The sequence below is a fragment of the Micromonospora sp. CNZ303 genome (assembly GCF_004345505.1).
Window position 1 is genome coordinate 1 of sequence record NZ_SLVT01000003.1, and the last position, 23,530, is coordinate 23,530.

18 protein-coding genes are annotated in these 23,530 nt (G+C 74.5%); 14 read left to right on the plus strand and 4 right to left on the minus strand.

All coding sequences use genetic code 11. From position 1 onward, the window contains the following. A partial coding sequence (locus tag EV374_RS06140; RefSeq protein WP_132232484.1) for an electron transfer flavoprotein subunit alpha/FixB family protein occupies positions 1 to 405 on the plus strand: 405 nt, incomplete at its 5' end. Positions 406 to 626: 221 nt separating this feature from the next. Here EV374_RS06140 and EV374_RS06145 read toward each other — a convergent pair. Both EV374_RS06145 and EV374_RS06150 read right to left on the minus strand, forming a co-directional pair. Then, complete coding sequence (locus tag EV374_RS06145) at positions 627 to 1,412, minus strand: anti-sigma factor (RefSeq protein ID WP_132232486.1); 786 nt, start codon at positions 1,410 to 1,412, stop codon at positions 627 to 629. Beyond that, positions 1,366 to 1,968, minus strand: coding sequence for an RNA polymerase sigma factor (locus tag EV374_RS06150; RefSeq protein ID WP_132232488.1), 603 nt, complete (start codon positions 1,966 to 1,968; stop codon positions 1,366 to 1,368). Before EV374_RS06150 ends, EV374_RS06145 begins: the two co-directional genes overlap by 47 nt. Before the next feature lie 229 nt (positions 1,969 to 2,197). On the opposite strand from EV374_RS06150, the gene EV374_RS06155 reads away from it, so the two are divergent. The 7 genes from EV374_RS06155 (at position 2,198) to EV374_RS06185 (ending at position 9,089) form a co-directional block, all read left to right on the plus strand. After that, the gene (locus EV374_RS06155) at positions 2,198 to 3,028 is read left to right on the plus strand and encodes a DUF4397 domain-containing protein (RefSeq protein ID WP_132232490.1); all 831 of its coding nucleotides are present in this window, start codon (positions 2,198 to 2,200) and stop codon (positions 3,026 to 3,028) included. Further along, on the plus strand, positions 3,025 to 3,681 hold the full coding sequence (locus EV374_RS06160; RefSeq protein WP_132232492.1) for a class F sortase: 657 nt from the start codon (positions 3,025 to 3,027) through the stop codon (positions 3,679 to 3,681). The genes EV374_RS06155 and EV374_RS06160 overlap by 4 nt, the downstream gene beginning before the upstream one ends. Positions 3,682 to 3,801: 120 nt before the next feature. Continuing rightward, positions 3,802 to 4,977: a cysteine desulfurase family protein gene (locus EV374_RS06165; protein ID WP_132232494.1), complete on the plus strand. Its 1,176-nt coding sequence runs from the start codon at positions 3,802 to 3,804 to the stop codon at positions 4,975 to 4,977. Positions 4,978 to 5,398: 421 nt separating this feature from the next. Beyond that, entirely contained in the window at positions 5,399 to 6,472 is a 1,074-nt protein-coding gene (mnmA, locus tag EV374_RS06170; protein WP_132232496.1) for a tRNA 2-thiouridine(34) synthase MnmA, read from the plus strand. Positions 6,473 to 6,576: 104 nt separating this feature from the next. After that, positions 6,577 to 7,581 carry a methionine synthase gene (locus tag EV374_RS06175; RefSeq protein ID WP_132232498.1) on the plus strand — a complete coding sequence of 335 codons (1,005 nt, stop codon included), beginning with the start codon at positions 6,577 to 6,579 and terminating at the stop codon, positions 7,579 to 7,581. A gap of 36 nt (positions 7,582 to 7,617) precedes the next feature. Next, positions 7,618 to 7,977 (plus strand): VOC family protein, encoded by a 360-nt coding sequence (locus tag EV374_RS06180; RefSeq protein ID WP_132232500.1) that lies wholly within the window; start codon positions 7,618 to 7,620, stop codon positions 7,975 to 7,977. A 110-nt stretch (positions 7,978 to 8,087) separates the two neighbouring features. Continuing rightward, a complete protein-coding gene (locus EV374_RS06185; RefSeq protein WP_165947721.1) occupies positions 8,088 to 9,089 on the plus strand; it encodes an ADP-ribosylglycohydrolase family protein in 1,002 nt (333 codons plus the stop codon). 181 nt (positions 9,090 to 9,270) lie between these two features. Here EV374_RS06185 and EV374_RS06190 read toward each other — a convergent pair whose 3' ends face one another. Continuing rightward, a complete protein-coding gene (locus EV374_RS06190) occupies positions 9,271 to 9,798 on the minus strand; it encodes a type II toxin-antitoxin system PemK/MazF family toxin (RefSeq protein ID WP_132232504.1) in 528 nt (175 codons plus the stop codon). 198 nt (positions 9,799 to 9,996) lie between these two features. Between EV374_RS06190 and ligA the strand changes: the two genes are divergently transcribed. From ligA to EV374_RS06220, 6 genes are all read left to right on the plus strand, one after another. Next, the gene (gene ligA / locus EV374_RS06195) at positions 9,997 to 12,132 is read left to right on the plus strand and encodes an NAD-dependent DNA ligase LigA (RefSeq protein WP_132232506.1); all 2,136 of its coding nucleotides are present in this window, start codon (positions 9,997 to 9,999) and stop codon (positions 12,130 to 12,132) included. Positions 12,133 to 12,343: 211 nt separating this feature from the next. Then, complete coding sequence (locus EV374_RS06200; RefSeq protein ID WP_132232508.1) at positions 12,344 to 15,001, plus strand: GGDEF domain-containing phosphodiesterase; 2,658 nt, start codon at positions 12,344 to 12,346, stop codon at positions 14,999 to 15,001. 257 nt (positions 15,002 to 15,258) lie between these two features. Next, positions 15,259 to 15,564, plus strand: coding sequence for an Asp-tRNA(Asn)/Glu-tRNA(Gln) amidotransferase subunit GatC (gene gatC, locus EV374_RS06205; protein WP_132232510.1), 306 nt, complete (start codon positions 15,259 to 15,261; stop codon positions 15,562 to 15,564). Between the two features lie 76 nt (positions 15,565 to 15,640). Beyond that, positions 15,641 to 17,116, plus strand: coding sequence for an Asp-tRNA(Asn)/Glu-tRNA(Gln) amidotransferase subunit GatA (gene gatA, locus EV374_RS06210; RefSeq protein WP_132232512.1), 1,476 nt, complete (start codon positions 15,641 to 15,643; stop codon positions 17,114 to 17,116). A 13-nt stretch (positions 17,117 to 17,129) separates the two neighbouring features. Continuing rightward, complete coding sequence (gatB, locus tag EV374_RS06215; RefSeq protein WP_132232514.1) at positions 17,130 to 18,623, plus strand: Asp-tRNA(Asn)/Glu-tRNA(Gln) amidotransferase subunit GatB; 1,494 nt, start codon at positions 17,130 to 17,132, stop codon at positions 18,621 to 18,623. 165 nt (positions 18,624 to 18,788) lie between these two features. Continuing rightward, a complete protein-coding gene (locus EV374_RS06220; protein ID WP_132232516.1) occupies positions 18,789 to 21,146 on the plus strand; it encodes a transketolase-like TK C-terminal-containing protein in 2,358 nt (785 codons plus the stop codon). A 780-nt stretch (positions 21,147 to 21,926) separates the two neighbouring features. Here the strand turns inward: EV374_RS06220 and EV374_RS06225 are convergent. After that, entirely contained in the window at positions 21,927 to 23,501 is a 1,575-nt protein-coding gene (locus tag EV374_RS06225) for a metallophosphoesterase (RefSeq protein ID WP_132232518.1), read from the minus strand. Between the last annotated feature and the right edge of the window lie 29 nt (positions 23,502 to 23,530).

Here is a 23,530-nt window from a genome sequence, read left to right on the forward strand (position 1 = left end):
CGGGTCGCGGAGCAGAAGGGTTCGCGTCCGGAGCTCACCGAGGCGGGTGTGGTCGTCTCCGGCGGTCGGGGTGTCGGCAACGCCGACAACTTCAAGCTGGTCGAGGAGCTGGCCGACCTGCTCGGCGGCGCCGTCGGCGCGTCGCGTGCGGCGGTGGACTCCGGCTACTACCCGCACCAGTTCCAGGTGGGCCAGACCGGCAAGACGGTCTCCCCGCAGCTCTACGTCGCCCTGGGCATTTCCGGCGCGATCCAGCATCGGGCGGGCATGCAGACCTCGAAGACGATCGTCGCGGTCAACAAGGACGGCGAGGCGCCGATCTTCGAGTTGGCCGACTTCGGTGTGGTGGGCGACCTGTTCAAGATCGTTCCGCAGGCCGCCGACGAGATCCGCAAGCGCAAGTGAGCTGACTCCGTCCGAGTGAGGGCCGGGAACCGTGGCGACGGTTTCCGGCCCTCGCCGTTTCTCCGGCCGCCCGGAACGACCCACGGCAGGCTGGCCCCGGACGCGACTGGCGGCCAGAGGGTGGGCACCGGACCATCGCGGGCTGCGCCGGCAGGACCCGCCGGCCCAAGGCCGGCGATGGGAGCTGATCGGCGGGCCGGGGAGCTGAGCCGGCCCGCCGATCAGCCCGTCAGGGTGCCCCTCACCAGGCTCTTGCCGGAGTGGGCGGTGTTGTTGTCGTACGTCTCGGCGGAGACGTCGACAACCGAGTATGCCTCAAGGTCCACGTTCGGCGGCAACGGCAGCAGCTCGTCCGTCGCGTCGCCGAGCACGCCGACCGAGAACATCTTCATGGTCCGCGGGTCGATGAGCCATACCTCGTAGTACCCCGGGACGTCCGGGAGATTCGCCACGTGCAGGTGCAGCCGGCCGTCGTCGAAGACCCGGGCCTCGCCGTTGGCGTCCGGCGGCGTCTCCCCGTACGCCTTCAGCGGCGCGCTGGCCAGCACCACCCGCCGTGGGGCGGGCTCCGGCGTCGACCCGGTCGCGTCGAGCACGGCGACGGTGCCGACGACCCCGATCGCGGCGGCGGCCACCGCCGTCGCGGCGGTCACGGCCCAGCGCGACCAGCGCCCACGCCTCGGCGCGAGGAGCACCCCGCCCGACCGCTCGGACGGCCGGTCGCCCGCGGGGCGCTCGTCGGGCGACCGCTCGGCGCGCGGCCCGGGCAGCGCCGGGAGGGCCTGCGCCGCGCGGATCTCCGTGACGATGCCCTGCCAGACGTGCTCCGGCGGATCGGGCAGGTCGTGCAGGCCCTGGGCGCCGGCGCCGAGGCCGGCCACGTGCTGGAGGGTCTCCATCTCGGTCCGACAGTGCGCGCAGGTGTCGAGGTGGGTGTTCTCTCCGGCGTCCGCCTCGGTCTCACCGAGCGCCAGGAAGACCAGCCGGTCGTGGTCCAGGTGCGGCACCGTCCACCTCCCATCTGCGTTTCAAGCTCGCCATGCCGCGCCGGATGTGACTCTTGACCGTGCCGAGCGGCACCCCGGTCACCGTCGCGATCTGCTGGTGGGTCAGGTCGTCGAAGAACGCCAACTCCAGCATCCGCCGCTGGTCGTCGGGCAACCGGGCCAGCTCGTCGGCGACCACCAGCCGGTCGACCACCGTGTCCGGATCCGGGCCGGTCGGCGCCGACTCCGGCAACTGCCGGACCGTCTCGACCACCCGGGTCTCCCGCGCGGAGGCCCGCAGCCGGTCGACCACCTTGCGGCGGCCGATGCCGAGCAGCCAGCCGACCAGCGAGCCCTTGGCCGGGTCGAAGGTGTCCCGCCCCAGCCAGGCGGCCACGAAGGTGGTCTGGGTCACGTCCTCCGCGTCGCTGCGGTTGGCCAACGTGCTGGTGGCCAGGTGCAGGACCGCCCGGCCGTACCGGTCGTACGCCTCCCGCAGTGCCCGTTCGTCGCCCGCACGGAAGCGGGCGGCGAGGTCGTCCTCGGGTGGGTACGGCTCCTGCCGTGCCGCTGTCACAGGGCGGCTCGCCTTCCAGGGGGCATGCCCGACTGTAACTCCCACAGCCATCGCCCCCACCTCCGGTCGGTCTGGTCTCAGCAGCTCTTCGCTCCGCGGGCGGCTCCCGGATGCGGCTTGAACGGACGAAAAGAAGTTGCCTCCGGTCGCATCCGGCGGCGGGGGGCCGGGCGTAACTCGTTTTGCACACCAGGCCTGACGAACCAGCACCAATCACCAGGAGGCAGACATGCAGCTCTCGTACTTCCGTCGGGTCGCCGCGGGCGGCGCGGTCGCCGCGCTGACGTTCGCCGGAGCCGGCGCCCTCACCGCCACCCCCGCGTACGCCGCCACGTCCAAGGTCTCCGTCGTGCACGGCATTCCGGACACCCCGGTCGACGTGTACGTCAACGGCGAGAAGACGCTGGACAACTTCAAGCCCGGCGACGTGGCCGGCCCGCTGAACCTCGAGGAGGGCGCGTACGACATCGCCCTCACCAAGCCCGGCGAGCCGATCGCCCAGGCCATCCTCAGCGTCGACGACGCCGCGGTGCCGGGCGGCGGCAACATCAGCCTCGCCGCCCACCTCGATGCCGCCGGCAAGCCGAAGATCACGCCGTTCGTCAACGACACCGGCAAGGTCGCCGCCGGCAAGGCCCGGCTGATCGTCCGGCACACCGCCGCCGCCCCGGCGGTGGACGTGCGCGCCGGCGGCACCCCCGTCTTCGAGGACCTCACCAACCCGAACGAGGCCAAGGGCGACGTCGACGCGGGCGCCGTCAAGGCCGACGTGGTGCTCGCCGGCACCGACACCGTGGCGATCGGGCCGGCGGACCTCGACCTCAAGGAGGGCACCGCGACGATCGTGTACGCCATCGGCTCGGCCGAGGCGAAGAACCTCGACGTCGTGGCGCAGACCATCACCGGCCTGCACTCGGCCCCGGCCGGGGTGCCCAGCGGCGACGGTGGCCGGGCCGGCACCGGCGTGGACACCTGGTGGTACGTGCTGACCGGCGCCGGCGTGCTGCTCCTGGTCGGCGGCGGCGCGCGGGTGGCCACCGCCCGGACCGGTCGCCGGTGACGGTGCGCCACCGCGGGGCGCTGGCGGCCGTGGCCGCCGGCGTCGCCGCGCTCACCGTCGCGACCGTGGTCGCCTGCGGCTCCCGGCCGGCCGGGGACGTCGGCGCGACCGAGGCCGCCGACCTGGCCGGCACCGCAGCGGGCCCGCCGGCCGCCGGCCCGTCGGTGCCGGTGACCCGGGGCGGGCTGCCCGGCGGTACGCGGACCGTTCCGCCCGTACGGCTGGTCATCCCCGCCATCGACGTCACCGCCACGGTCGACGCGGTGGGCGTCAACGGCGCGACCGGCGAGTTCGAGGTGCCGCCCAGCGTGGACCGGATCGGCTGGTACCGCCACGGCCCCGGGCTGGAGGCGCAGGCCGGGTCGGTGGTCGTCGCCGGGCACGTCGACAGCGCCACCCAGGGCGAGGGCGCCTTCTTCCGGCTCCGCGAGCTGGACCGCGGCGACACCCTCACCGCCACCGGCGGCGACGGCGTCCGCAGGGAGTACCGGGTCGTCGCCCGGGAGGAGTACCGGAAGACGAAGATCCCCCTCGACCGCTACTTCGCCCGGGACGGCAAGCCCCGGCTGACCCTGATCACCTGCGGCGGGCCGTTCGACGCCGAGGCACGCCGGTACCGCGACAACATCGTGGTCACCGCCGTGCCGGCCTGACCGGATCGCCGGTTCCACCCGGGCGCGGGCCGGGACGGGAAGTGCACGCCTCCCGCCCCGGCCCCGCACGGCGTACTCCGGCCTCCGCCGGGTCCGGCGGCGGTCGTAGGCTGAACCGTGATGGCTTACCTGGATCACGCGGCGACCACTCCGATGCTCGACGAGGCACTGGAGGCGTACGTCGCCACCGCCCGCGAGGTCGGCAACGCGTCCTCACTGCACGCGGCGGGCCGCCGCGCCCGGCGACGGGTCGAGGAGTCGCGGGAGCGGGTGGCCGCCGCGCTCGGCGCCCGGCCCTCCGAGGTCGTCTTCACCGGCGGCGGGACCGAGAGCGACAACCTCGCGGTGAAGGGCATCTTCTGGGCCCGCCGGTCCGCCGACCCCCGGCGGGACCGGGTGGTCTCCAGCGCCGTCGAGCACCACGCCGTGCTCGACGTGGTGGACTGGCTCGTCGACCACGAGGGGGCCGGTGTGGGCTGGCTCTCCGTCGACGCCGCCGGCCGGCTCAGCCCCGACGAGCTGCGCGCCGAGCTGGCCGCCCACGGCGACCGGGTCGCGGTGGTGACCGCGATGTGGGCCAACAACGAGGTCGGCACCGTGCAGCCGGTCGCCGAGCTGGCCGCGGTCGCCGCCGAGCACGGGGTGCCGTTCCACACCGACGCGATCCAGGCGGTCGGGCAGGTGCCTGTCGACTTCTCCGCCGCCGGGGTCGCCGCGCTGACCGTCACCGGGCACAAGCTCGGCGGTCCCGCCGGGGTCGGCGCCCTGCTGCTCGCCCGCGACGTGTCGGCCACCCCGCTGCTGCACGGCGGCGGCCAGGAGCGCGACGTGCGCTCCGGCACCCTCGACACCGCCGGCATCGTGGCCTTCGCGGTCGCGGTGGAGGCGGCGGTCAAGGGCCAGCAGGAGTACGCGGCCCGCGTCGCCGCGCTCCGCGACGACCTGGTGGAGCGGGTCCGGCACGCGGTGCCCGAGGTCGTCTTCAACGGCGACCCGACCGACCGGCTGCCAGGCAACGCGCACTTCTCCTTCCCGGGCTGCGAGGGCGACGCCCTGCTGCTCCTGCTCGACGCGCAGGGCATCGCCTGTTCGACCGGCTCCGCCTGCTCCGCCGGGGTGGCCCAGCCCTCACACGTGCTGCTCGCCATGGGCGCCGACGACGACCGGGCCCGCTCCTCGCTGCGCTTCACCCTCGGCCACACCAGCACCCCCGCCGACGTCGACGCCCTGATCGCCGCCCTCCCGGCCGCCGTAGAGCGCGCCCGCCGCGCCGCCGCCCTCCGCGCCCCCCGCTGACCCCCGCCCCCTACCCGTGCGCCGTCTTGCGCCCGTGCGCTGCCCTGCCCGTGCGCCGCTCCGTGTGCGCCGCCCTGCCCCGCCCCACCCCCCGCGCGGTACCCCGCCCGCCCGCGCGCACCCCGCCCCGCGCCCGCCCCACCCGTGGGCCGATCATGCAGTTGTGGCGCCCGAATCATGACCTTTCGCGGCAATCGCCCACCACTACAACTCCATGATCGACGAGGCGGGCGGGAGGACGGGGAGGATGGGGTGGGTGGGGCGGGCGGGCAACAGCGTGGGTGGGGAAGCAGCGTGGGCGGGCAACAGCGTGGGTGGGGAGCAGCGGGGCGGGGGAGCAGCGGAGCGGGGGAGAACGGGGTGGGCGGGGTGGGTGGGGGTGGGGCGGGGATAGGGTCGGTGGGGTGAAGGGAGTGAGCCGGTGAGGGTGTTGGCGGCGATGTCGGGCGGGGTCGACTCGGCGGTCGCGGCGGCGCGGGCCGTCGAGGCGGGGCACGACGTGACCGGCGTGCACCTGGCGCTGGCCCGCAACCCGCAGACCTATCGCACGGGCGCGCGCGGCTGCTGCACCCTGGAGGACTCCCGGGACGCCCGGCGGGCCGCGGACGTCATCGGCATCCCGTTCTACGTCTGGGACATGGCGGACCGCTTCCACGCCGACGTGGTGGACGACTTCGTCGCGGAGTACGCGGCCGGCCGTACGCCCAATCCGTGCCTGCGCTGCAACGAGAAGATCAAGTTTGCCGCGGTGCTGGACCGGGCCGTGGCCCTGGGCTTCGACGCCGTGGTCACCGGCCACCATGCCCGGCTCGGCGCGGACGGCCTGCTGCGGCGCAGCGTCGACCTGCCCAAGGACCAGTCGTACGTGCTGGCGGTGCTCACCCGCGAGCAGCTGGACCGGTCGATCTTCCCGCTCGGCGACTCGACGAAGGCGCAGGTCCGCGAGGAGGCCGCGCGGCGGGGGCTGGCGGTGGCCGACAAGCCGGACTCGCACGACATCTGCTTCATCGCCGACGGGGACACCCGCGGCTTCCTCGCCCAGCGGCTCGGCGAGGCGCCCGGCGAGGTGGTGGACGCCGCCACCGGCGCGGTGGTCGGCAGCCACACCGGCGCGTACGCGTACACGGTCGGGCAGCGGCGCGGCCTGCACCTGGACCGCCCGGCGCCGGACGGCCGGCCCCGCTATGTGCTCTCCATCACGCCGAAGACCAACACCGTGACCGTGGGCCCGGCCGAGGCGCTGGAGGTCTCCCGGGTGCGCGCCGAGCGTCCGGTGTGGACGGGCGGCCCACGCCCCGACGCGCCGCTGGAGTGCGAGGTGCAGCTGCGGGCGCACGGGGACGTGGTGCCGGCGACGGTCGAGCTGACCGCCGACGGGCTGCGCGCCGAGCTGCGTCGCCCCGTCCGTGGGGTGGCCGCCGGCCAGGCCGTCGTGGCGTACCGGCCGGACCCGGCCGGCGACGTCGTGCTCGGCTCCGCCACCATCGCCGGCTGATCCGGGACCGGGAGCGTGCGTCCGGCGCGGGCGTCGGCAGGTCGCCCCCGTCCGGTCCCGGGCGGCCGGGCGGCGGGCGTCCGCGTACCGGATAGTCTTCGGCCGTGACAGATCAGGTGTGGCCCTGGCCGGCCGGCGCGGCGACCGGCATCGGTTCGCTTCCCGGCACCGACATCGCCGAGGCGCAGCGGATCGTCCTCGGTGAGCTTCCCGCCCTGCCCCACCTGCCGGAGCTGCCGGGCCGGGGCCCTGGCGCCGACCTCATCGGCCGGACCGCCGGCCTGCTGGTCGAGCTGCCGGTGGAGCTGTACGCCGCCCGCTGGCGCATCGCGCCGCGCCCGGGACGGGACGTGCGCCGCGCCCGCGACCTGATGGAACGCGACCTCGACCAGCTCGCCGAGCAGGCCGAGGAGTACGCGGGGCCGGTCAAGATCCAGGTTGGCGGCCCGTTGACCCTGGCCGCGTCCCTGGAACTGCCGATCGGCGGCCGGATGCTGCGCGATCCCGGGGCGGTCCGGGACCTCACCAACTCGCTCGCGGAGGGGCTGCGCGGGCACGTGGCGGCGGTGACCCGCCGGCTGCCGCGCGCCACCGTGCTGCTCCAGCTCGACGAGCCGTCGCTGCCGACGGTGCTCGCCGGGCGGGTGCCCACCGAGAGCGGGCTCGGCGCGTACCGGGCCGTGGATCCGAGCGTCGCCGCCTCGCTGCTGCGCACCGTCGTCGAGGCGGCCGGGGTACCGACCGTGGTGCACTGCTGCGCGCCGGACGTGCCGCTGGAGCTGATCCGCTCGACCGGCGCCGTCGGCGTCGCCCTCGACCTAGGCCTGGTCACCGACCTGGATCCGCTGGGCGAGGCGATCGACGCGGGGCTCGGGCTGCTGGCCGGCGCCGTGCCCACCGGGCCGTCGTCCGCCGGTCGCGCGCCGACCTCGGCGCAGGTCGCCGATCGCGTACGCCAGCTCTGGGACCGCCTCGGGTTCCCCCGCCGGCAGCTCGCCGAGCAGGTCGTGGTGACCCCGGCCTGCGGCCTCGCCAACGCCACCGGGCAGTACGCGCGCGCGGTGCTCGCCGCCTGCCGGGACGCGGGTCGGCGGCTCGCCGAGGAGTGACGTTTGCCGTCGTAGGGGCGGGGCAGGAAGGCCGACATGATCGGACAACTGCGCACCGTGGTCATCGACTGCCCCGACCCCCGGGCCCTGGCCGGTTTCTACTCGGAGCTGCTGGGCCTGCCCCTCGACGGCGACGCCAGCGACGAGGGCTGGGTCGTGATCGCCGGATCGGGGCACCGGCTCGCCTTCCAGAAGGCACCCGACCTGCGCCCGCCGACGTGGCCCGACCCGGATCGCCCCCAGCAGTTCCACCTGGACGTGCAGGTGGCGGACGTGGAGGCGGCCGAGAAGCGGGTGCTGGAGCTCGGTGCGCGGCGGCTGCCCGGCGAGGGCGACGATTTCCGGGTCTACGCCGACCCGGCCGGTCACCCCTTCTGCCTGGTCTTCTCCGACTGACCCGGACCTGTCACGCTCGGCGCGGTCCGGCACGCCCATGCGGCCGGGCGGCGGGTGCCGGCGGCGGCGCCGAGTGGTGCGGGTTGCGGGCGGGCGGCATGATCGCGGGCATGATCGACACCTCGCTCCGGCGGGCCGCCGGCTCCCTCTTCGGCCTCGCCTACGGTGACGCGCTGGGCAAGCCGACCGAGTTCCTCACGGTCGCCGAGATCGTTCGCCGCTACGGGCCGGCCGGCCCGCACGACCTCGCCGGCGACCCGGCGCTGGTGACCGACGACACGCAGATGGCGCTGGCGGTCGGTTGGGCGCTGCACGACGCGCCGGCGCCGACCCCGGAGGCGGTCGAGCCGCTGCTGCGGAGGCGTTTCCTCGACTGGGCGGCCAGCCCGGAGAACAACCGGGCGCCGGGCATGACCTGCCTGCGTGCCTGCGCCGAACTGGAGCGCGGGGTGCGCTGGCAGGAGGCGACGGTGGCCGGCTCGAAGGGCTGCGGGGCCAACATGCGGGCCACCCCGGTCGGCCTGGTCGACGTCGACCTCGACACCCTCGCCGGGCTGGCCCAGCTCCAGGCGGGGCTGACCCACGGCCACCCGACGGGCCTCGCAGCCAGCGAGCTGACCGCGTACGCGGTGCGGCTGCTGCGCGACGGCGCGGCACTGGCGGAGCTGCCCCGGCTGCTCGTCGACCGGGCCCGCGACCAGCGGCGGGTCTACCGTGCCGACTGGCTCGGCGACCTGTGGCAGCGCCCCGGCGTGGACGCGCCGGAGGACTTCATCGCCCGGGGCTGGGACGAGTGCCTCGCGGTCCTCGGCCGCCTCGACGCCGCGCTCGCCGCCCCGGACGACGGCGGCGACCCGTGCCGGCACACCGGCGAGGGCTGGATCGCCGAGGAGGCGCTGGCCACGGCCCTGTTCTGCGCGATCCGGCACGCCGACGACCCCGTGGCGGCGCTGGCCCGGGGCGCCACCACCGCCGGCGACTCCGACTCGATCGCCGCGCTGGCCGGCGCCTTCGTCGGCGCCGCGCTGGGCATGGCGGCCTGGCCCGCCCCGTGGGCCGCCCGCATCGAGTACGCCGACCAGCTCACCACCCTGGCCCGGGCCTGGGACTGACCCGCGAAGCATCCCGGGCGGGCGGCACCGGCGGTGCGGCCGGCCCGGATGGCGTGGCCGCCACCAGCGGCCACGCTCCGACGCTGGTCACGCGCCCGGTACGGCCGCCCGGGCGTGGCTCAGGCAGCCGACACGGCCACCACTCCGACGGGCTCAGGCACCTGGCACAGCTCGGCGCGGGTCAGGCGCCCGGCAGGTGGGGGAGGCGGCGGATGCGCCGCCACAGCGCGGGGTCGCAGTCGCCGGCACGGCGGGAGAAGCCGGCGAGCGGGACGTGCGCCGGCTCGGCCAGGTCGACGAAGCTGTCGTGGTCGGCGTCGGGGTCCCACTCGCGGGTCGGGATGCGGACGTGGTCGTCGCGGGCGCTCTTGTCCTGACTGGTGATCTTCAGGACGTCGGCGCCCCCGTCGTCGGCCCGCAGCACCAGGCAGGGCCGCACCTTCGAGCCGGTGCCGTCGGCGTACGGCACGTCGGCCCACCAGATCTCACCGGGACGCGGCGCCCCGGCGGGGGATCGCTCGGCGGTACGCGGTCGGGGCGGCGCGGTGGACCGGCCGGGACCGCCCGACGGTCTCCGGCGGCCGGGCCGGGTGCCCGGTCGACGGGGCGGACGCGGAGCGGCGTCACGGCCGCCCCGTCGCCGGTCCCACGCCCAGCCGGCGGCCACGGCCAGCACGATCACCGCCGCCCAGAGCAGCCATTCCGGCATCCGTACCCCCGCCTGGTCAGTGGTGCGGCGCGGACGCCGCGGGTTCGACGGCGGAGCGGATCCGCCCCCGCGGCCCCGCCGTCCGGCGATCCTCGCACGCCCGGGTCCCCCGCGCCGGTCGGGCGCGACGGGCGGCCGGCGGATTGTCCCACCGGACCGATACGGTGCCGAGGTAGCGGAATCACGGGAGGTCGCACGGTGTCCGAGGAAACCATCGCCCAGCAGGTCACTCCGGCACAGGAGGCGGCGGCCGGCGCCGAACCGACCCCCGACGCCCGGGAACGGCACGCGACCCTCAGTCAGGAGCTGACGGAGCATCAGTACCGCTACTACGTGCTGGACGCGCCGACCATCCCCGACGCCGAGTTCGACCGGCAGCTGCGGGAGCTGGAGGCGCTGGAGGAGCAGTTCCCGGCGCTGCGCACCCCCGAGTCGCCGACGCAGCGGGTCGGCGGCACCTTCTCGACCGACTTCACCCCCGTCGCCCACGCCGAGCGGATGCTCTCGCTCGACAACGCCTTCGCCGACGAGGAACTGGCGGCCTGGGCCGAGCGGGTCGAGCGCGACGCGGGCGGGTCGGTGCCCTACCTGTGCGAGCTGAAGGTCGACGGGCTCGCCATCAACCTCACCTACGAGCGCGGGCGGCTGGTCCGGGCGGCGACCCGGGGCGACGGCCGCACCGGCGAGGACGTCACCGCCAACGTGCGCAGCATCCGCGACGTGCCGGGCCAGCTCGCCACGTCGGCCGAGTTCGGCGACGTGCCCGAGTTCGTCGAGGTCCGGGGCGAGATCTACTTCCCGGTGGCGGCCTTCGCCGACCTCAACGCCGGGCTGGTCGAGCAGGGCAAGCCGCCGTTCGCCAACCCGCGCAACGCCGCCGCCGGCAGCCTGCGCCAGAAGGATCCGCGGATCACCGCCTCCCGGCCGCTGCGCCTGGTGGTGCACGGCATCGGCGCCCGCCGCGGCTTCCAGCCGGTGACGCAGTCCGAGTCCTACGCGGCGTTGAAGGCGTGGGGGCTGCCGACCAGTGACCGCTGGCGGGTGGTGCCCGACCTGGCCGGTGTCGCGGAATACATCGCCCACTACGCGGAGCACCGGCACGACGTCGAGCACGAGATCGACGGCGTGGTGGTCAAGGTCGACCCGGTCTCCATCCAGGGCCGGCTCGGCTCGACCAGCCGGGCGCCGCGCTGGGCGATCGCCTTCAAATATCCGCCGGAGGAGGTGAACACGAAGCTGCTCGACATCGACGTCGAGGTCGGGCGCACCGGCCGGGTCACGCCGCGCGCCGTCCTCCAGCCGGTCAAGGTGGCCGGCTCCACCGTCGCCTACGCCACCCTGCACAACGCCCGGGAGGTCGAGCGCAAGGGCGTCCTGATCGGCGACACCGTGGTGCTGCGCAAGGCCGGCGACGTGATCCCCGAGGTGCTCGGCCCGGTGGTCGACCTGCGTCCCGCCGACGCCCGGCCGTTCGTCATGCCCACCACCTGTCCGGCCTGCGGCACGCCGCTTGCACCGGCGAAGGAGGCGGACGTCGACATCCGCTGCCCCAACTCGCGCACCTGCCCCGGTCAGCTGCGCGAGCGGGTCTACCACCTCGCCGGCCGCAAGGTGTTCGACATCGAGGCGCTGGGCTACAAGGGCGCGGCGGCGCTGCTCGACGCCCAGGTCATCACCGACGAGGGCGACCTGTTCTCGTTGGACGAGAAGCAGCTGTCCCGCTCGCCCTTCTTCGTCAACAAGGACGGCACGCTCGGCAGCAACGCCGTCAAGCTGCTCGACAACCTGGCCGTGGCCAGGGAACGCGACCTGTGGCGGGTGCTGGTGGGCCTGTCCATCCGGCACGTCGGCCCCACCGCCGCGCAGGCGCTCGCCCGGCACTTCCGCTCCATCGAGGCGATCGACCGGGCCGGCGAGGAGGAGCTCTCCTCGGTCGACGGCGTCGGGCCGACGATCGCGGCGAGCATCCGGGAGTGGTTCGCCGTCGACTGGCACCGCGAGGTGGTCCGCAAGTGGCGCGAGGCCGGCGTACGGATGGCGGAGGAGGCGGTCGACGAGGGGCCGCGTCCCCTGGAGGGGCTCACCGTCGTGGTGACCGGCACGCTGCCCGGGTTCAGCCGCGACCAGGCGTCCGAGGCGATCCAGAGCCGGGGCGGCAAGGTGAGCGGGTCCGTCTCCAAGAAGACCTCCTTCGTCGTGGTGGGCGAGAATCCCGGCTCGAAGGCGGACAAGGCGGCCAGCCTCAAGCTGCCGGTGCTGGACGAGGACGGCTTCCGGGTGCTGCTCGACGCCGGCCCGGAGGCCGCCCGGGAGGTCGCCCGCATCGAGGAGTGACGACCGGGCGGAGGCAACCGACCCGGCGGGCAGGTCGGACGGGGGCGACTGACCGGGCCGCGACACGGGAGGCGTCGGTCGAGATACCAACTTAATTACGACTACGACCGATTCGCGACTGTCGTGCCGGGCATTGCGACACGGAGGGCGTTTCATTGGTGGCACGGCGTGCGACCGGTCACGCCCGTGGACCGAGCCCTCGGGAGGTGTGATGGAGGCCGCGGACTCGCGAAACTCCGTTCCGCCTGGCAGGGCACGCCCGTTCTTCGCCTTCGTCTGGTCGGTGGCCGCGTTGGCGGCGGTGCTCTGCGTACGCCCGCTGCTCGACCTCCCGGCCGAACTGCCGCGGCTGCCGGTGGCGTTCTGGGTGATGGCGGCCCTGGCCGTCGGCTGTGACGCGCGCCCGTTCGTCCCGCCCGGGCGCCGGCAGACCTCCGCGGTCTTCCCGTCCACCTGCTTCACCTTCGCCATCCTGCTCGGCTGGGGGTTCGGCCCGGCGGTCCTGGTGCAGGCGGTGGCCGTCGTCGTCTCCGGCTGGCGGATGGGCCACGCCCCGTGGCGGACCGCCTTCAACGCCGCCCAGTACGCGGCAGCCCTTGGTGCCGCGTACACGGTCACCTGGCTGGGACCCGGGAGCATCTTCGACGGAGGCCGGCTGCGCGGCACGGACGTGCTGGCGGTGGGCGGCGCGACGGTGGCCTGGTTCGCCGTCAACTACGCGCTGGTCAGCGCGGCCGTCCGGCTGCGCTTCGGCGACCGGTGGTGGCCCAGCCTGCGGCAGGGGCTGGGCTTCGAGCTGCTCTCCACCGGCTCGTTGCTGCTGCTCGCTCCGGTGCTGGTCGCGGCGGCGCGGGCCAGCGCGGCGCTGATCCCGCTGGTGCTGGTGCCGCTGTTCGCCGTCTACCGGATGGCCCGGCTCAGCGTCGAGCAGCAGCAGCTCGCCTCCCTGGACCCGCTCACCGGCCTGCCCAACCGCAAGGCGTTGCTGGCAGAGGTCGGCGAGCAGGTGCACGTGCACTCCGAACGGGCGGCCCGTGGCGAGCCCGCCGCCCGGCTGGCCCTGCTCCTGATCGACCTCGACCGGTTCAAGAACGTCAACGACGCGCTCGGGCACGCGGTGGGGGACCGGCTGCTGGTCGAGGTGAGCGCGCGGCTGACCGACGTGGTCGGCGAGGGCATGGTCGCCCGGCTGGGCGGGGACGAGTTCGCCATCGTGATGACCGGCCTGGCCGACGTCGACGAGGCCCGGGAGCTCGCCGGCCGGGTGGTGCGGGCGCTGGCCGAGCCGGTGTCGCTGGACGGGCTGCCCCTCGACGTGGGCGGCTCGATCGGCGTCGCGCTCTTCCCGGAGCACGGCGAGGACTTCGCGACCCTGATGCGCCACGCCGACGTGGCGATGTACGACGCCAAGCACCGCAACGACACCGTGGCGATCTACGCGGCCGAGTCCGACCACAACTCCGCCGAGCGGCTCGGCCTGCTCGCGGACCTGCGCCGGGTGCTGGAGGCGGGCCGTCCCGAGACCGCCCCTTCCGCCCGGGAAGGTGCCGGCGCCCCGCTCGCCGGGGACGCTGCCGGCGTCCCAGGCGACGGGGCGGTGGCCGTCCCGGCGGGACCGACGCCGGGCGGCCGGCTGCCGGGTGACGGGCGGGCCGGCGGCGCGCGGGGTGGGGACGGGGCCGAACTCCCAGCCGACGGCTCCGGCCTCACGCCCGGCTCCGGCCTCACGCCCGGCTCCGGCCTCACGTCGTCCGGCTCCGGCCGCTGGTGGCTGCGCCGTCGCCGGCAGCGGCTCGGTCCGCCGCCCGGCGACGACGAACTGATCAACCGGATCGTGACCGCTGCGGACCCGATCCGCCGCCGGACGGTGGCGGCGGGGGAGACCGGCCCCGACCGGGGCGACGGTCCCGGCCGCCGCAACGGCGCCGGGCACCCCGGTGGGCAGGGCGGCGCGGTCGTACGCCGGCAGGGACCGCCCGTCGACGACGGCGCGGGGGATCGCGGCGGCGACCGGGTCCCGACGGGCCGGCGCGGTGCCCGGCACGACGCGGCCGGCCCGCGGGACGCGGACACCGCTGCGGCCGTCGACGCGGGCGAGATCACCATGTACTACCAGCCGCAGGTCGCCATCGCGACCGGCGAGGTGGTCGGCGTGGAGGCGCTGCTGCGCTGGCGGCACCCCCGCCGGGGGATGGTGGACCCGGAGGAGCTGATCCGGGTCGCCGAGCAGAGCGCGGTGATGCGGCTGCTCACCCGCCGGGTGGTGGACGACGTGGTGGAACAGCTCGCCAAGTGGTCGGCCGCCGGGTTGGGCCTGCCGGCGGCGCTCAACGTCAGCGTGCGGGACCTGCACACCGGGGAGATCGCCGACCAGATCGCCGACCGGCTCGCCCGCTACGGCGTGCCGCCGCAGCGGCTGCAACTGGAGATCACCGAGGGCGCCCTGATGGCTGACCCGCGTCGGGTGCTGGCCACCATCACCCGGCTGCACCGGATCGGCGTCGGCATCTCGCTGGACGACTTCGGCACCGGCTACTCCTCCCTCCAGCACCTGCGGCGGCTGCCGCTGTCCGAGGTGAAGGTGGACCGCTCCTTCGTACTGGGAATGGTCGAGGACGCCGACGACGCGGCGATCGTCAAGTCGACGATCGAGCTGGCGAAGGCGCTCGGGTTGCGAGTGGTCGCCGAGGGCGTCGAGGACGAGCGCACCTGGCGCATGCTGCACGCGGCGGGCTGCGACGCGGCACAGGGCTGGTTCTACGCCCGCCCGATGCCGGCCGAGGAGCTGGTCGGCTGGCTGGCCCGCTACCGGCCGGTCCGCCCGACGCCCAGCCCCGACGCGGAGATCCCCCGCCGGCACGCTCGCTGAGTCACCTGCCCCCGCGCGGCGCGGCCGTCGGCACACGACGCCCCGCCCCGCCCCGTCGCTCGCGTCGTGTCCCGGCCGGCGGTCCGGTGGCGCGGGCTCGGAGGGAAGCTGGAGGTGCCCCGCCGCGCCGGAGGGGGAGTCGGGGACGCGCCGCCGGCGCGGAACAATAGACTCGCTCCGGTCACCGCGCGTCACGCACCTCGGTCGCGCGGCCGACACCCGGTCCGACCCGCAGCACCGTCACGAAGGGGGCACCGATGGCCGCCATCTCCCGCGAGGAGGTCGCGCACCTGGCGCGACTGTCGCGGCTAGCCGTCACGGAGGAGGAGCTGGACACCTTCGCCGGCCAGCTCGACGTGATCCTCCAGGCGGTCGCGCAGGTCGGCGAGGTCACCGCGGCGGACATCCCGCCGACGTCGCACTCGGTGCCGCTGACCAACGTCCTGCGCGACGACGTCGTGGTGCCCGGGTTGACCACGCAGGAGGCGCTGTCGGGTGCGCCCGACGCCGAGGAGCAGCGGTTCCGCGTGCCGCGGATCCTGGACGAGGATGTGGCGTCATGAGCGAGCGCAGCGAGCGAATCATCAGGCTCAGTGTGATGGTGCCTCATGGCGGCACGGAGCGAAGCGGAGTGGCGTCATGAGCGACCTGATCAGACTGACCGCGACGGAGATCGCCGGGCTCGTCGCCTCCGGTGAGGCCTCCGCCGTCGAGGTGACCCGGGCGCACCTGGACCGGATCGCCGCCGTCGACGACCGGGTGAACGCGTTCCTGCACGTCGACACCGAGGGCGCGCTCGCCGCCGCCGCCGAGGTCGACGCCCGCCGCGCCGCAGGCGAGGAGCTGGGCCCGCTGGCCGGCGTGCCGGTCGCCGTCAAGGACGTGCTGACCACCAAGGGCGTGCCGACCACCGTCGGGTCGAAGATCCTGGAGGGCTGGCGCCCGCCGTACGACTCGACGATCGTGCAGCGGCTGCGCGCCGCCGGCACGGTGATGCTCGGCAAGACCAACATGGACGAGTTCGCGATGGGCTCCTCCACGGAATACTCGGCGTACGGGCCGACGCACAACCCGTGGGACCTGAGCCGCATCCCGGGCGGCTCGGGCGGCGGCAGCTCCGCGGCGCTGGCCGCGTACGAGGCGCCGCTGGCGATCGGCTCGGATACCGGTGGCTCGATCCGCCAGCCCGGCGCGGTCACCGGCACCGTCGGCGCGAAGCCCACCTACGGCGGCACCTCCCGCTACGGCCTGGTGGCGTTCTCCTCCTCGCTGGACACCCCCGGCCCCTGCGCCCGTACGGTGCTGGACGCGGCGCTGCTGCACGAGGTGATCGGCGGGCACGACCCGCGCGACTCCACCTCGATCCCGCAGCCCGTGCCGGACGTGGTGGCCGCCGCCAGGCTCGGCGCGACCGGCGACCTGACGGGCGTGAAGCTCGGCATCGTCACCGAGTTCGCCGGGGAGGGCGCCGAGCCGGGCGTGACGGCGGCGTTCCGCGAGTCGGTCGACGCGCTGGCCAAGCTGGGTGCCGAGATCGTCGAGGTGTCCTGCCCCCACTTCCGCTACGCGCTGCCGGCGTACTACCTGATCGCCCCGAGCGAGGCCTCCTCCAACCTGGCCCGGTTCGACGGCGTCCGCTTTGGCCTGCGGGTCGGCGACGACGGCAACCGGTCGCTGGAGGAGGTCATGTCGCTGACCCGGGAGGCCGGCTTCGGCGCCGAGGTCAAGCGCCGGATCATGATCGGGACGTACGCGCTCTCGTCGGGCTACTACGACGCCTACTACGGGCAGGCGCAGAAGGTCCGTACCCTCATCACCCGGGACTTCACCGCCGCGTTCGAGCGGGTCGACGCGCTGATCTCGCCGACCACCCCGTTCGTGGCGTTCCCGCTCGGGGCGCGCACCGCCGACCCCTACCAGATGTACCTGGCCGACCTGTTCACCATCCCGACGAACCTGTACGGCGGGCCGGGCATCTCGGTGCCGTGCGGGCTCTCCGACGGGCTGCCGGTCGGCTTCCAGATCATGGCCCCGACGATGGCCGACGACCGGATGTACCGGGTCGCCGCCGCGCTGGAGAGCGCCGTCGGCACGTTCACCCCACCGGCACTGTGAGGCAGGAGCTCAGATGACGACGACACTGCCCGCGTACGACGAGGTCGTGGCGCGCTACGAACCGGTGATCGGCCTGGAGACCCACGTCGAGCTGGGCACGAACACCAAGATGTTCTGCGGCTGCCCGACCGACTTCGGTGGCGAGCCGAACACCCGGGTCTGCCCGGTCTGCCTGGGCCTGCCCGGCTCCCTGCCGGTGGCGAACAGGGCCGCCATCGAGGCGACCATCCGGATCGGCCTGGCGCTGAACTGCTCGATCGCCGAGTGGTGCCGCTTCGCGCGGAAAAACTACTTCTACCCGGACATGCCGAAGGACTTCCAGATCAGCCAGTACGACGAGCCGCTGTGCTTCGAGGGCTACCTGGACGTCGAGGTCAACGGCGAGCTGGTGCGCATCGGCATCGAGCGGGTGCACCTGGAGGAGGACACCGGTAAGACGCTGCACGTCGGCGGCGCCACCGGTCGCATCCACGGCGCCACCGAGTCGCTTGTCGACTACAACCGGGCCGGCATCCCGCTGGTGGAGATCGTCACCAAGCCGGTCCCCGGCACCGGTGCGCTCGCCCCCGAGGTGGCCCGCGCGTACGTCACCGAGCTGCGCGACGTGATCCGCTCGCTGGGCGTCTCCGACGTGCGGATGGAGGAGGGGTCGCTGCGCTGCGACGTGAACACCTCCCTCAACCTGCCCGGCGAGGAGTGGGGCACCCGGACGGAGACCAAGAACGTCAACTCGCTGCGGTCGGTCGAGCGGGCGGTCCGCTCGGAGATCATCCGGCAGGCGTCCGTCCTCGACGCGGGCGGTCGGATCACCCAGGAGACCCGGCACTTCCACGAGGACACCGGCGACACCACGCCGGGCCGGTCCAAGGAGACCGCGACCGACTACCGGTACTTCCCGGAGCCCGACCTGGTGCCGTTGGCGCCGGACACCGCCTGGGTCGCCGAGCTGAAGGCCGCCCTGCCCGAGCTGCCCCGGCTGCACCGGCGTCGGCTCCAGGAGCAGTGGGGCCTCTCCGACGCGGACATGCAGTCGGTGCTCAACGCCGGTGCCGTGGAGCTGATCGAGGCCACGGTCGCCGCGGGCGCCACCCCGGCCGCCGCCCGCAAGTGGTGGCTGGGCGAGCTGTCGCGGCGGGCCAACGAGACCGGCGTGGAGCTGGCCGACATCGGGGCCACCCCGAGCCAGGTCGCCGAGCTCCAGGGCCTGGTCGACGCCGGCAAGCTCAACGACAAGCTGGCCCGTACCGTCCTGGAGGGCGTGGTGGCCGGCGAGGGCTCGCCGACGCAGATCATGACCAACCGGGGCCTGGAGGTCGTCTCCGACACCGGCGCGCTCACCGCTGCCGTCGACGAGGCGATCGCCGCCAACCCGGACATCGCCGAGAAGATCCGCAGCGGCAAGGTCGCCGCGGCGGGAGCCCTGGTCGGCGCGGTCATGAAGACCACCCGCGGCCAGGCCGACGCCAAGACCGTCCGCGAGCTGATCCTGGAGCGCCTCTCCGCCTGACCGGTAAGGAAGGGCACCTTCCTCACGTTTTCTGTATAGGAAGGTGCCCTTCCTTACACCTGAGCCGCCGCGTGCGTCCCTCGTACGCGGCGGCTGTGCACGCCGCGCAGCCCGCCCGCCCCCGACCGGCCGTCAACGGTGACTGCCGGACCCCTGGAGTCGACCGTGAACCGTACCGACCTCGACGTCCTCGACGAGATCCAGCAGCGAGTGCTCTGGCTCGCGACCCGGATCGTGGACGCGGCCAACCACGACCGGGACACCGGCGACGGGGTGAAGGTCGGCGGGCACCAGGCGTCCAGCGCCTCGCTGGTCACCGCCATGACGGCGCTGTGGTTCGCGCACCTGGACGCCGAGGACCGGGTAGCGGTCAAGCCGCACGCCTCGCCGGTCTTCCACGCCATCCAGTACCTGCTGGGCAACCTCGACCGCTCCTACCTGACGAGGCTGCGCGCCCGGGGCGGGCTCCAGTCGTACCCGTCGCGGACCAAGGACCCGGACGAGGTCGACTTCTCCACCGGCTCCGTCGGGCTCGGCGCGGCGGCGCCGCTCTTCGCCGCCGCGACCCGCCGCTACGTCGACGCGCACTTCGGCGCCCGCCCGCACTCCCGGTTCGTCGCGCTGATCGGCGACGCCGAGCTGGACGAGGGCAACATCTGGGAGGCCGTCGCCGACCCGGCCACCACCGGGCTGGGCAACGTGACGTGGCTGGTCGACTTCAACCGCCAGTCGCTGGACCGGGTGGTGCCCGGGGTGCGGATCAACCAGTGGCGGGGCCAGTTCGAGGCCGCCGGCTGGCACGTGGTGGAGGTCAAGTACGGCCGCCGGCTCGCCGAGGCGTACGCCCGGCCGGGCGGCGAGGCGCTGCGCGACTGGATCGACGCGATGCCCAACGAGCAGTACCAGTCGCTGTTCGGGCTCACCGGCGCGGCGCTGCGCAAGCAGTTCCTCGACGGCGCGCCCGACGGCATCGAGGCGTTCATCGCCGACGTCGGCGACGACGAACTGGGGCCGCTCGTCACCGACCTGGGCGGGCACGACATGGCGGCGATGCTCGACGCGTACGCCCAGTGCGACGCGGTCACCGACCGGCCCAGCGTGGTCTTCGCGTACACCGTGAAGGGGTGGGGTCTGCCGATCGCCGGCAATCCGCGCAACCACTCGGCGCTGCTCACCGCCGAGCAGGTCGACGCGCTGCGCGCCGCGCACGGGCTGACGCGCGAGACCGAGTGGGACCGCCTGGACCCGGCGTCGGAGGCCGGCATCCGGGCCGGCGCGCGCCGGGAGGCGCTGTCCCGCGCGCCCCGCGAGCGGGCGCTGGGCGTCACCGTTCCGGACACGACGCGGGTACGCGCGAACAAGCCGATCTCGACGCAGGAGGTCTTCGGTCGGGTGCTGGTCGAGCTGGCCCGCAACCCGGAGGTGGGCCGCTACCTGGTGACCACCGCGCCGGACGTGGCGACCTCCACCAACCTGGCCGGGTTCATCAACAAGACCGGTGTCTTCGCCCCGACCGAGCAGCGCTCCTGGACCGAGGACCGGATGCTGCGCTGGACGGAGAGCCCCGCCGGGCAGCACATCGAGCTGGGCATCTCGGAGATGAACCTGTTCCTGCTGCTCGGGCAGCTCGGCCTCGCCTGGGACCTGTCGGCGCAGCCGCTGCTGCCGGTCGGCACGGTCTACGACCCGTTCGTGCTGCGTGGCCTGGACGCGTTCCTCTACGGCACCTACTCCGGCTCCCGGTTCGTGGTCGCCGGTACCCCGTCGGGCATCACGCTCGCCCCGGAGGGCGGCGCCCACCAGTCGACCATCACCGCCTCGGTGGGCCTGGAACTGCCCGGGGTGACGTTCCTCGAACCCGCGTACGCGGCCACCCTGGACTGGCTGCTTTGCGACGCGCTGGGCCAGATCGCCGGCGGGGCCGCCCCGTCGGCGACCGCTGCTCCGGCCGAGGACGGGGCGTACTACTTCCGGCTCAGCACCCGCCCGATCGACCAGGCGCCCTTCGAGGCGGCGCGGGCCCGGCTCGGCGACGCGGTGCTGCGCCGGCAGGCGGTGGCCGGGGCGTACCGGCTGGTGGACGCCCACGAGGCGTACCCGCACCTGGCCGACGCCCCGGTGGTGCAGCTCGCCGCCTCCGGCGCGGTGCTGCCCGAGGTGCTCGCTGCGGCGGCGGAACTGGCCGAGGAGGGCATCGCCGCGCACGTCGTCGACGTCACCTCGCTGGACCGGCTCTACCGGGCCTGGCAGCGCACCCTGCGCCAGGGCGTACGCACGGCCACCGTGCCGAGCGTGCCGGGCGCGCTGCGCTCGGCGTTCGCCGACCGGGTGCCGGTGGTGACGGTGCACGACGCCGCCTCGCACGCCATGGCCTGGCTCGGCTCGGCGCTCGCCGCCCCGGCGGTGCCGCTGGGCGTGGACGAGTTCGGCCAGTCCGGCAGCGTCCACGAGCTGTACGACCTGCACGATCTGCTCCCCGGCAGCATCGTCAACGCCGCCCTCGCAGCCCTGTCCCTGCGCTGACCCTGCCCTGTCCCTGCGCTCACCCCGCGCTCACCCCGCAGGGGCCTGTCGCGGGCCGTCACCCGCCGCGCGGGCGTCTCGGCACCACGGGGCCTGGGGCGGTCGGCGGCTGCGGGTGGACGGCGGCGGCTGGGCGGGCCTGCCGGCGTGGGCGCAGAAGCACGGCAGGGACCCGGGACCCGGCACCGGGACCCGGCACCGGGACCCGGCACCGGGACCCGGCACCGGGAGCCGGCACCGGGAGCCGGTAGCCGGGAGCCCCAGCAGTGTGGTTGCGGGGCGCTCGTGCCATCGCCACTGGCGCCGAGCAGCGTCAAGGCCTTCTACGGTTCCGGCGTAGGAGCAGCAGAGGGGCAGGGAGTCGTTGCCGAGAGTAATTGAAGTGCTGCGTGACGGAGTGTGGCGGCGGGCGAGGGGCGTGGCAGTGCCTGTCTGCGCCCTTTGCTCTGCAGCCACGGACGCACCAGGACCCTGACCAGCTGCGACGCCAATCGCGCCCGTGGGAAGCTGGCAGCGCGTCGTTACGGTAAGTCACTGGTGCGTCTATGGATGCAGAGCAAAGCGTCCGAGGGCGTGGTCAGTGCCGGACGAGTGGCGCTACTCAAGGTGACGACCGCAGGGTGGGGGGCACAGCGTGGTGACGGCCATGACAACCGCCCGACACTCGTGCACCCAGGGCCGGAACGACCAGGGGCAGGGCAGGGCAGTCCGAGGCGCGGCGGTCAGGCGGGGCGATCACACGCGCGGCGTCCAGGGCGTGCCGGGTCGACGCGGCGACGGTCAACGGGTAGGGGTGGGGGTGACGGGGACGGGAGCACCAGCCTTCGGGTCCTCCACGACGTGCCGCTCCAGGTTCACCTGCGCCTGCCCCGTGCCGCCGACGGTGATGTCGTCGTACGCCTGGAGCAGCTTGTCCTTGTCGAAGTAGAGCACCGTCATCGACAGCGGGGTGGGCTTCTCGCCCTCCAGGCCGCGCAGGCCGGCACCGCCCGTGGACCCCTGCACCATCAGCTGGGTGGGTCCCTTCCCGGGCACCTCGGGCAGCTTCGAGACCTGCCGGTCGTGGGTGTGCCCGGCGAGCACCAGCGGGCACGCGCCCGACAGGGGACCGGCGCTGGCCGGGTCGTGCACCAGCGCGATGTTCACCGGGCGCGGCGAGCTGCGTACCGTGGCCGCGAGCTGGTCGCCGACGCCGATGAGCTGGTCCGCGGTCTGCTGGGTGAGCCCGCTGCCCGCCGGTGAGGTGTTCTTGTCGGGGGTGAAGCGCGGGTCGCCGATGCCGGCGATGGTCAGCCCCGCGACCGTGGTGGTCGTGTTGCTCAGCACGATCGCGTTCGGCTGGCGGGCCACGGCCGCTGCGGTCCGCCCCGAGTCGTGGTTGCCCCGGATGTAGACGTACGGCTTCCTGAGCAGGCCGATCGAGCCGACGTACGAGGCCTCCGGCTCGGAGCCCCAGTCGGTGATGTCCCCGGTGTCGATCACCACGTCGATGCCGAACTGCTCGACGACGGTCCGGATGAGCTGCCAGCCGGTCGGGTTGAGGTGCATGTCGGAGACGTGCAGTACGCGGGTCGTGCCGGGGGCGGGCTCGTAGACCGGCAGCGACGACACGGTGGTGTAGAGCTGGCTGACGTTGCCGACGATGCGCTGGAGCTGCTCGGCGTACCGGGTGTAGTCGTTGGCGATCCGCCGGGCGTCACCGACGATCGCGGGGGCGTTGACCAGCAGCCCCTCGTAGCGCGGCTCCTCGATCGACTCCGGCCGGATGGTGGCCGCGGCGGTGCCGAGGCTGGCGGCGGTGATCACCAGCGCAAGCCCACCCGCCCAGGCCGCCCGGCGGGTGTCGCGGAAGAGCAGCAGGCCCAGCAGCAGGGTGACCAGCACCGTCGAGGCGAGCGTCCGCAGGCCGAGGCGCAGCACACCCTCGCGGACGTCGTCGACGGCCGACTGGCTGGCCCGGTTGATGCTCGCCGGATCGTCGAGCAGCGCCTCCGTGCGGCTCTGGTCCAGCGCGCCCAGCTCCACCGTCAGGTGGGTCGGCCCGTCGTGGCTGTCGAGCAGCAGCGCGCCCAGCGGCGGGATGTCGACGGTGGTGCCGCCGCCGAGCGCCGGCGCGACCGTGAGGTCGGCCTGGAACGGGCCGATGTCGGTGCTGACCCGGCCGCCGGCGAGCACGCCGATCACCACGCCGACCACGGCGACGAGGAGGACCGCCAGGGTCCACCCGGTCGCGCGGAGGGCTCGCCGCCCGGTCCGGTCGGCGCCACCCCGCCGGAGCGCCGGGCGTGGGGCAGGACCGGTCACCGGGGCGTCCTCGTCCCGGTCCGCGTGCTGTTCGTTCTCCTGGCCGTCCATGGTGAGATTCTGACCTGCCCACTGAAGGA

Bases quoted from the DNA above. Each gene is read 5' to 3' on its own strand.
- EV374_RS06155 (WP_132232490.1), top strand. From the start codon at position 2,198: ATGCAGCTCTCGTACTTCCGTCGGGTCGCCGCGGGCGGCGCGGTCGCC.
- EV374_RS06165 (WP_132232494.1), top strand. From the start codon at position 3,802: ATGGCTTACCTGGATCACGCGGCGACCACTCCGATGCTCGACGAGGCA.
- EV374_RS06180 (WP_132232500.1), top strand. From the start codon at position 7,618: ATGATCGGACAACTGCGCACCGTGGTCATCGACTGCCCCGACCCCCGG.
- EV374_RS06185 (WP_165947721.1), top strand. From the start codon at position 8,088: ATGATCGACACCTCGCTCCGGCGGGCCGCCGGCTCCCTCTTCGGCCTC.
- EV374_RS06190 (WP_132232504.1), bottom strand. From the start codon at position 9,798: ATGCCGGAATGGCTGCTCTGGGCGGCGGTGATCGTGCTGGCCGTGGCC.
- EV374_RS06200 (WP_132232508.1), top strand. From the start codon at position 12,344: ATGGAGGCCGCGGACTCGCGAAACTCCGTTCCGCCTGGCAGGGCACGC.
- gatC (WP_132232510.1), top strand. From the start codon at position 15,259: ATGGCCGCCATCTCCCGCGAGGAGGTCGCGCACCTGGCGCGACTGTCG.
- gatA (WP_132232512.1), top strand. From the start codon at position 15,641: ATGAGCGACCTGATCAGACTGACCGCGACGGAGATCGCCGGGCTCGTC.
- gatB (WP_132232514.1), top strand. From the start codon at position 17,130: ATGACGACGACACTGCCCGCGTACGACGAGGTCGTGGCGCGCTACGAA.
- EV374_RS06225 (WP_132232518.1), bottom strand. From the start codon at position 23,501: ATGGACGGCCAGGAGAACGAACAGCACGCGGACCGGGACGAGGACGCC.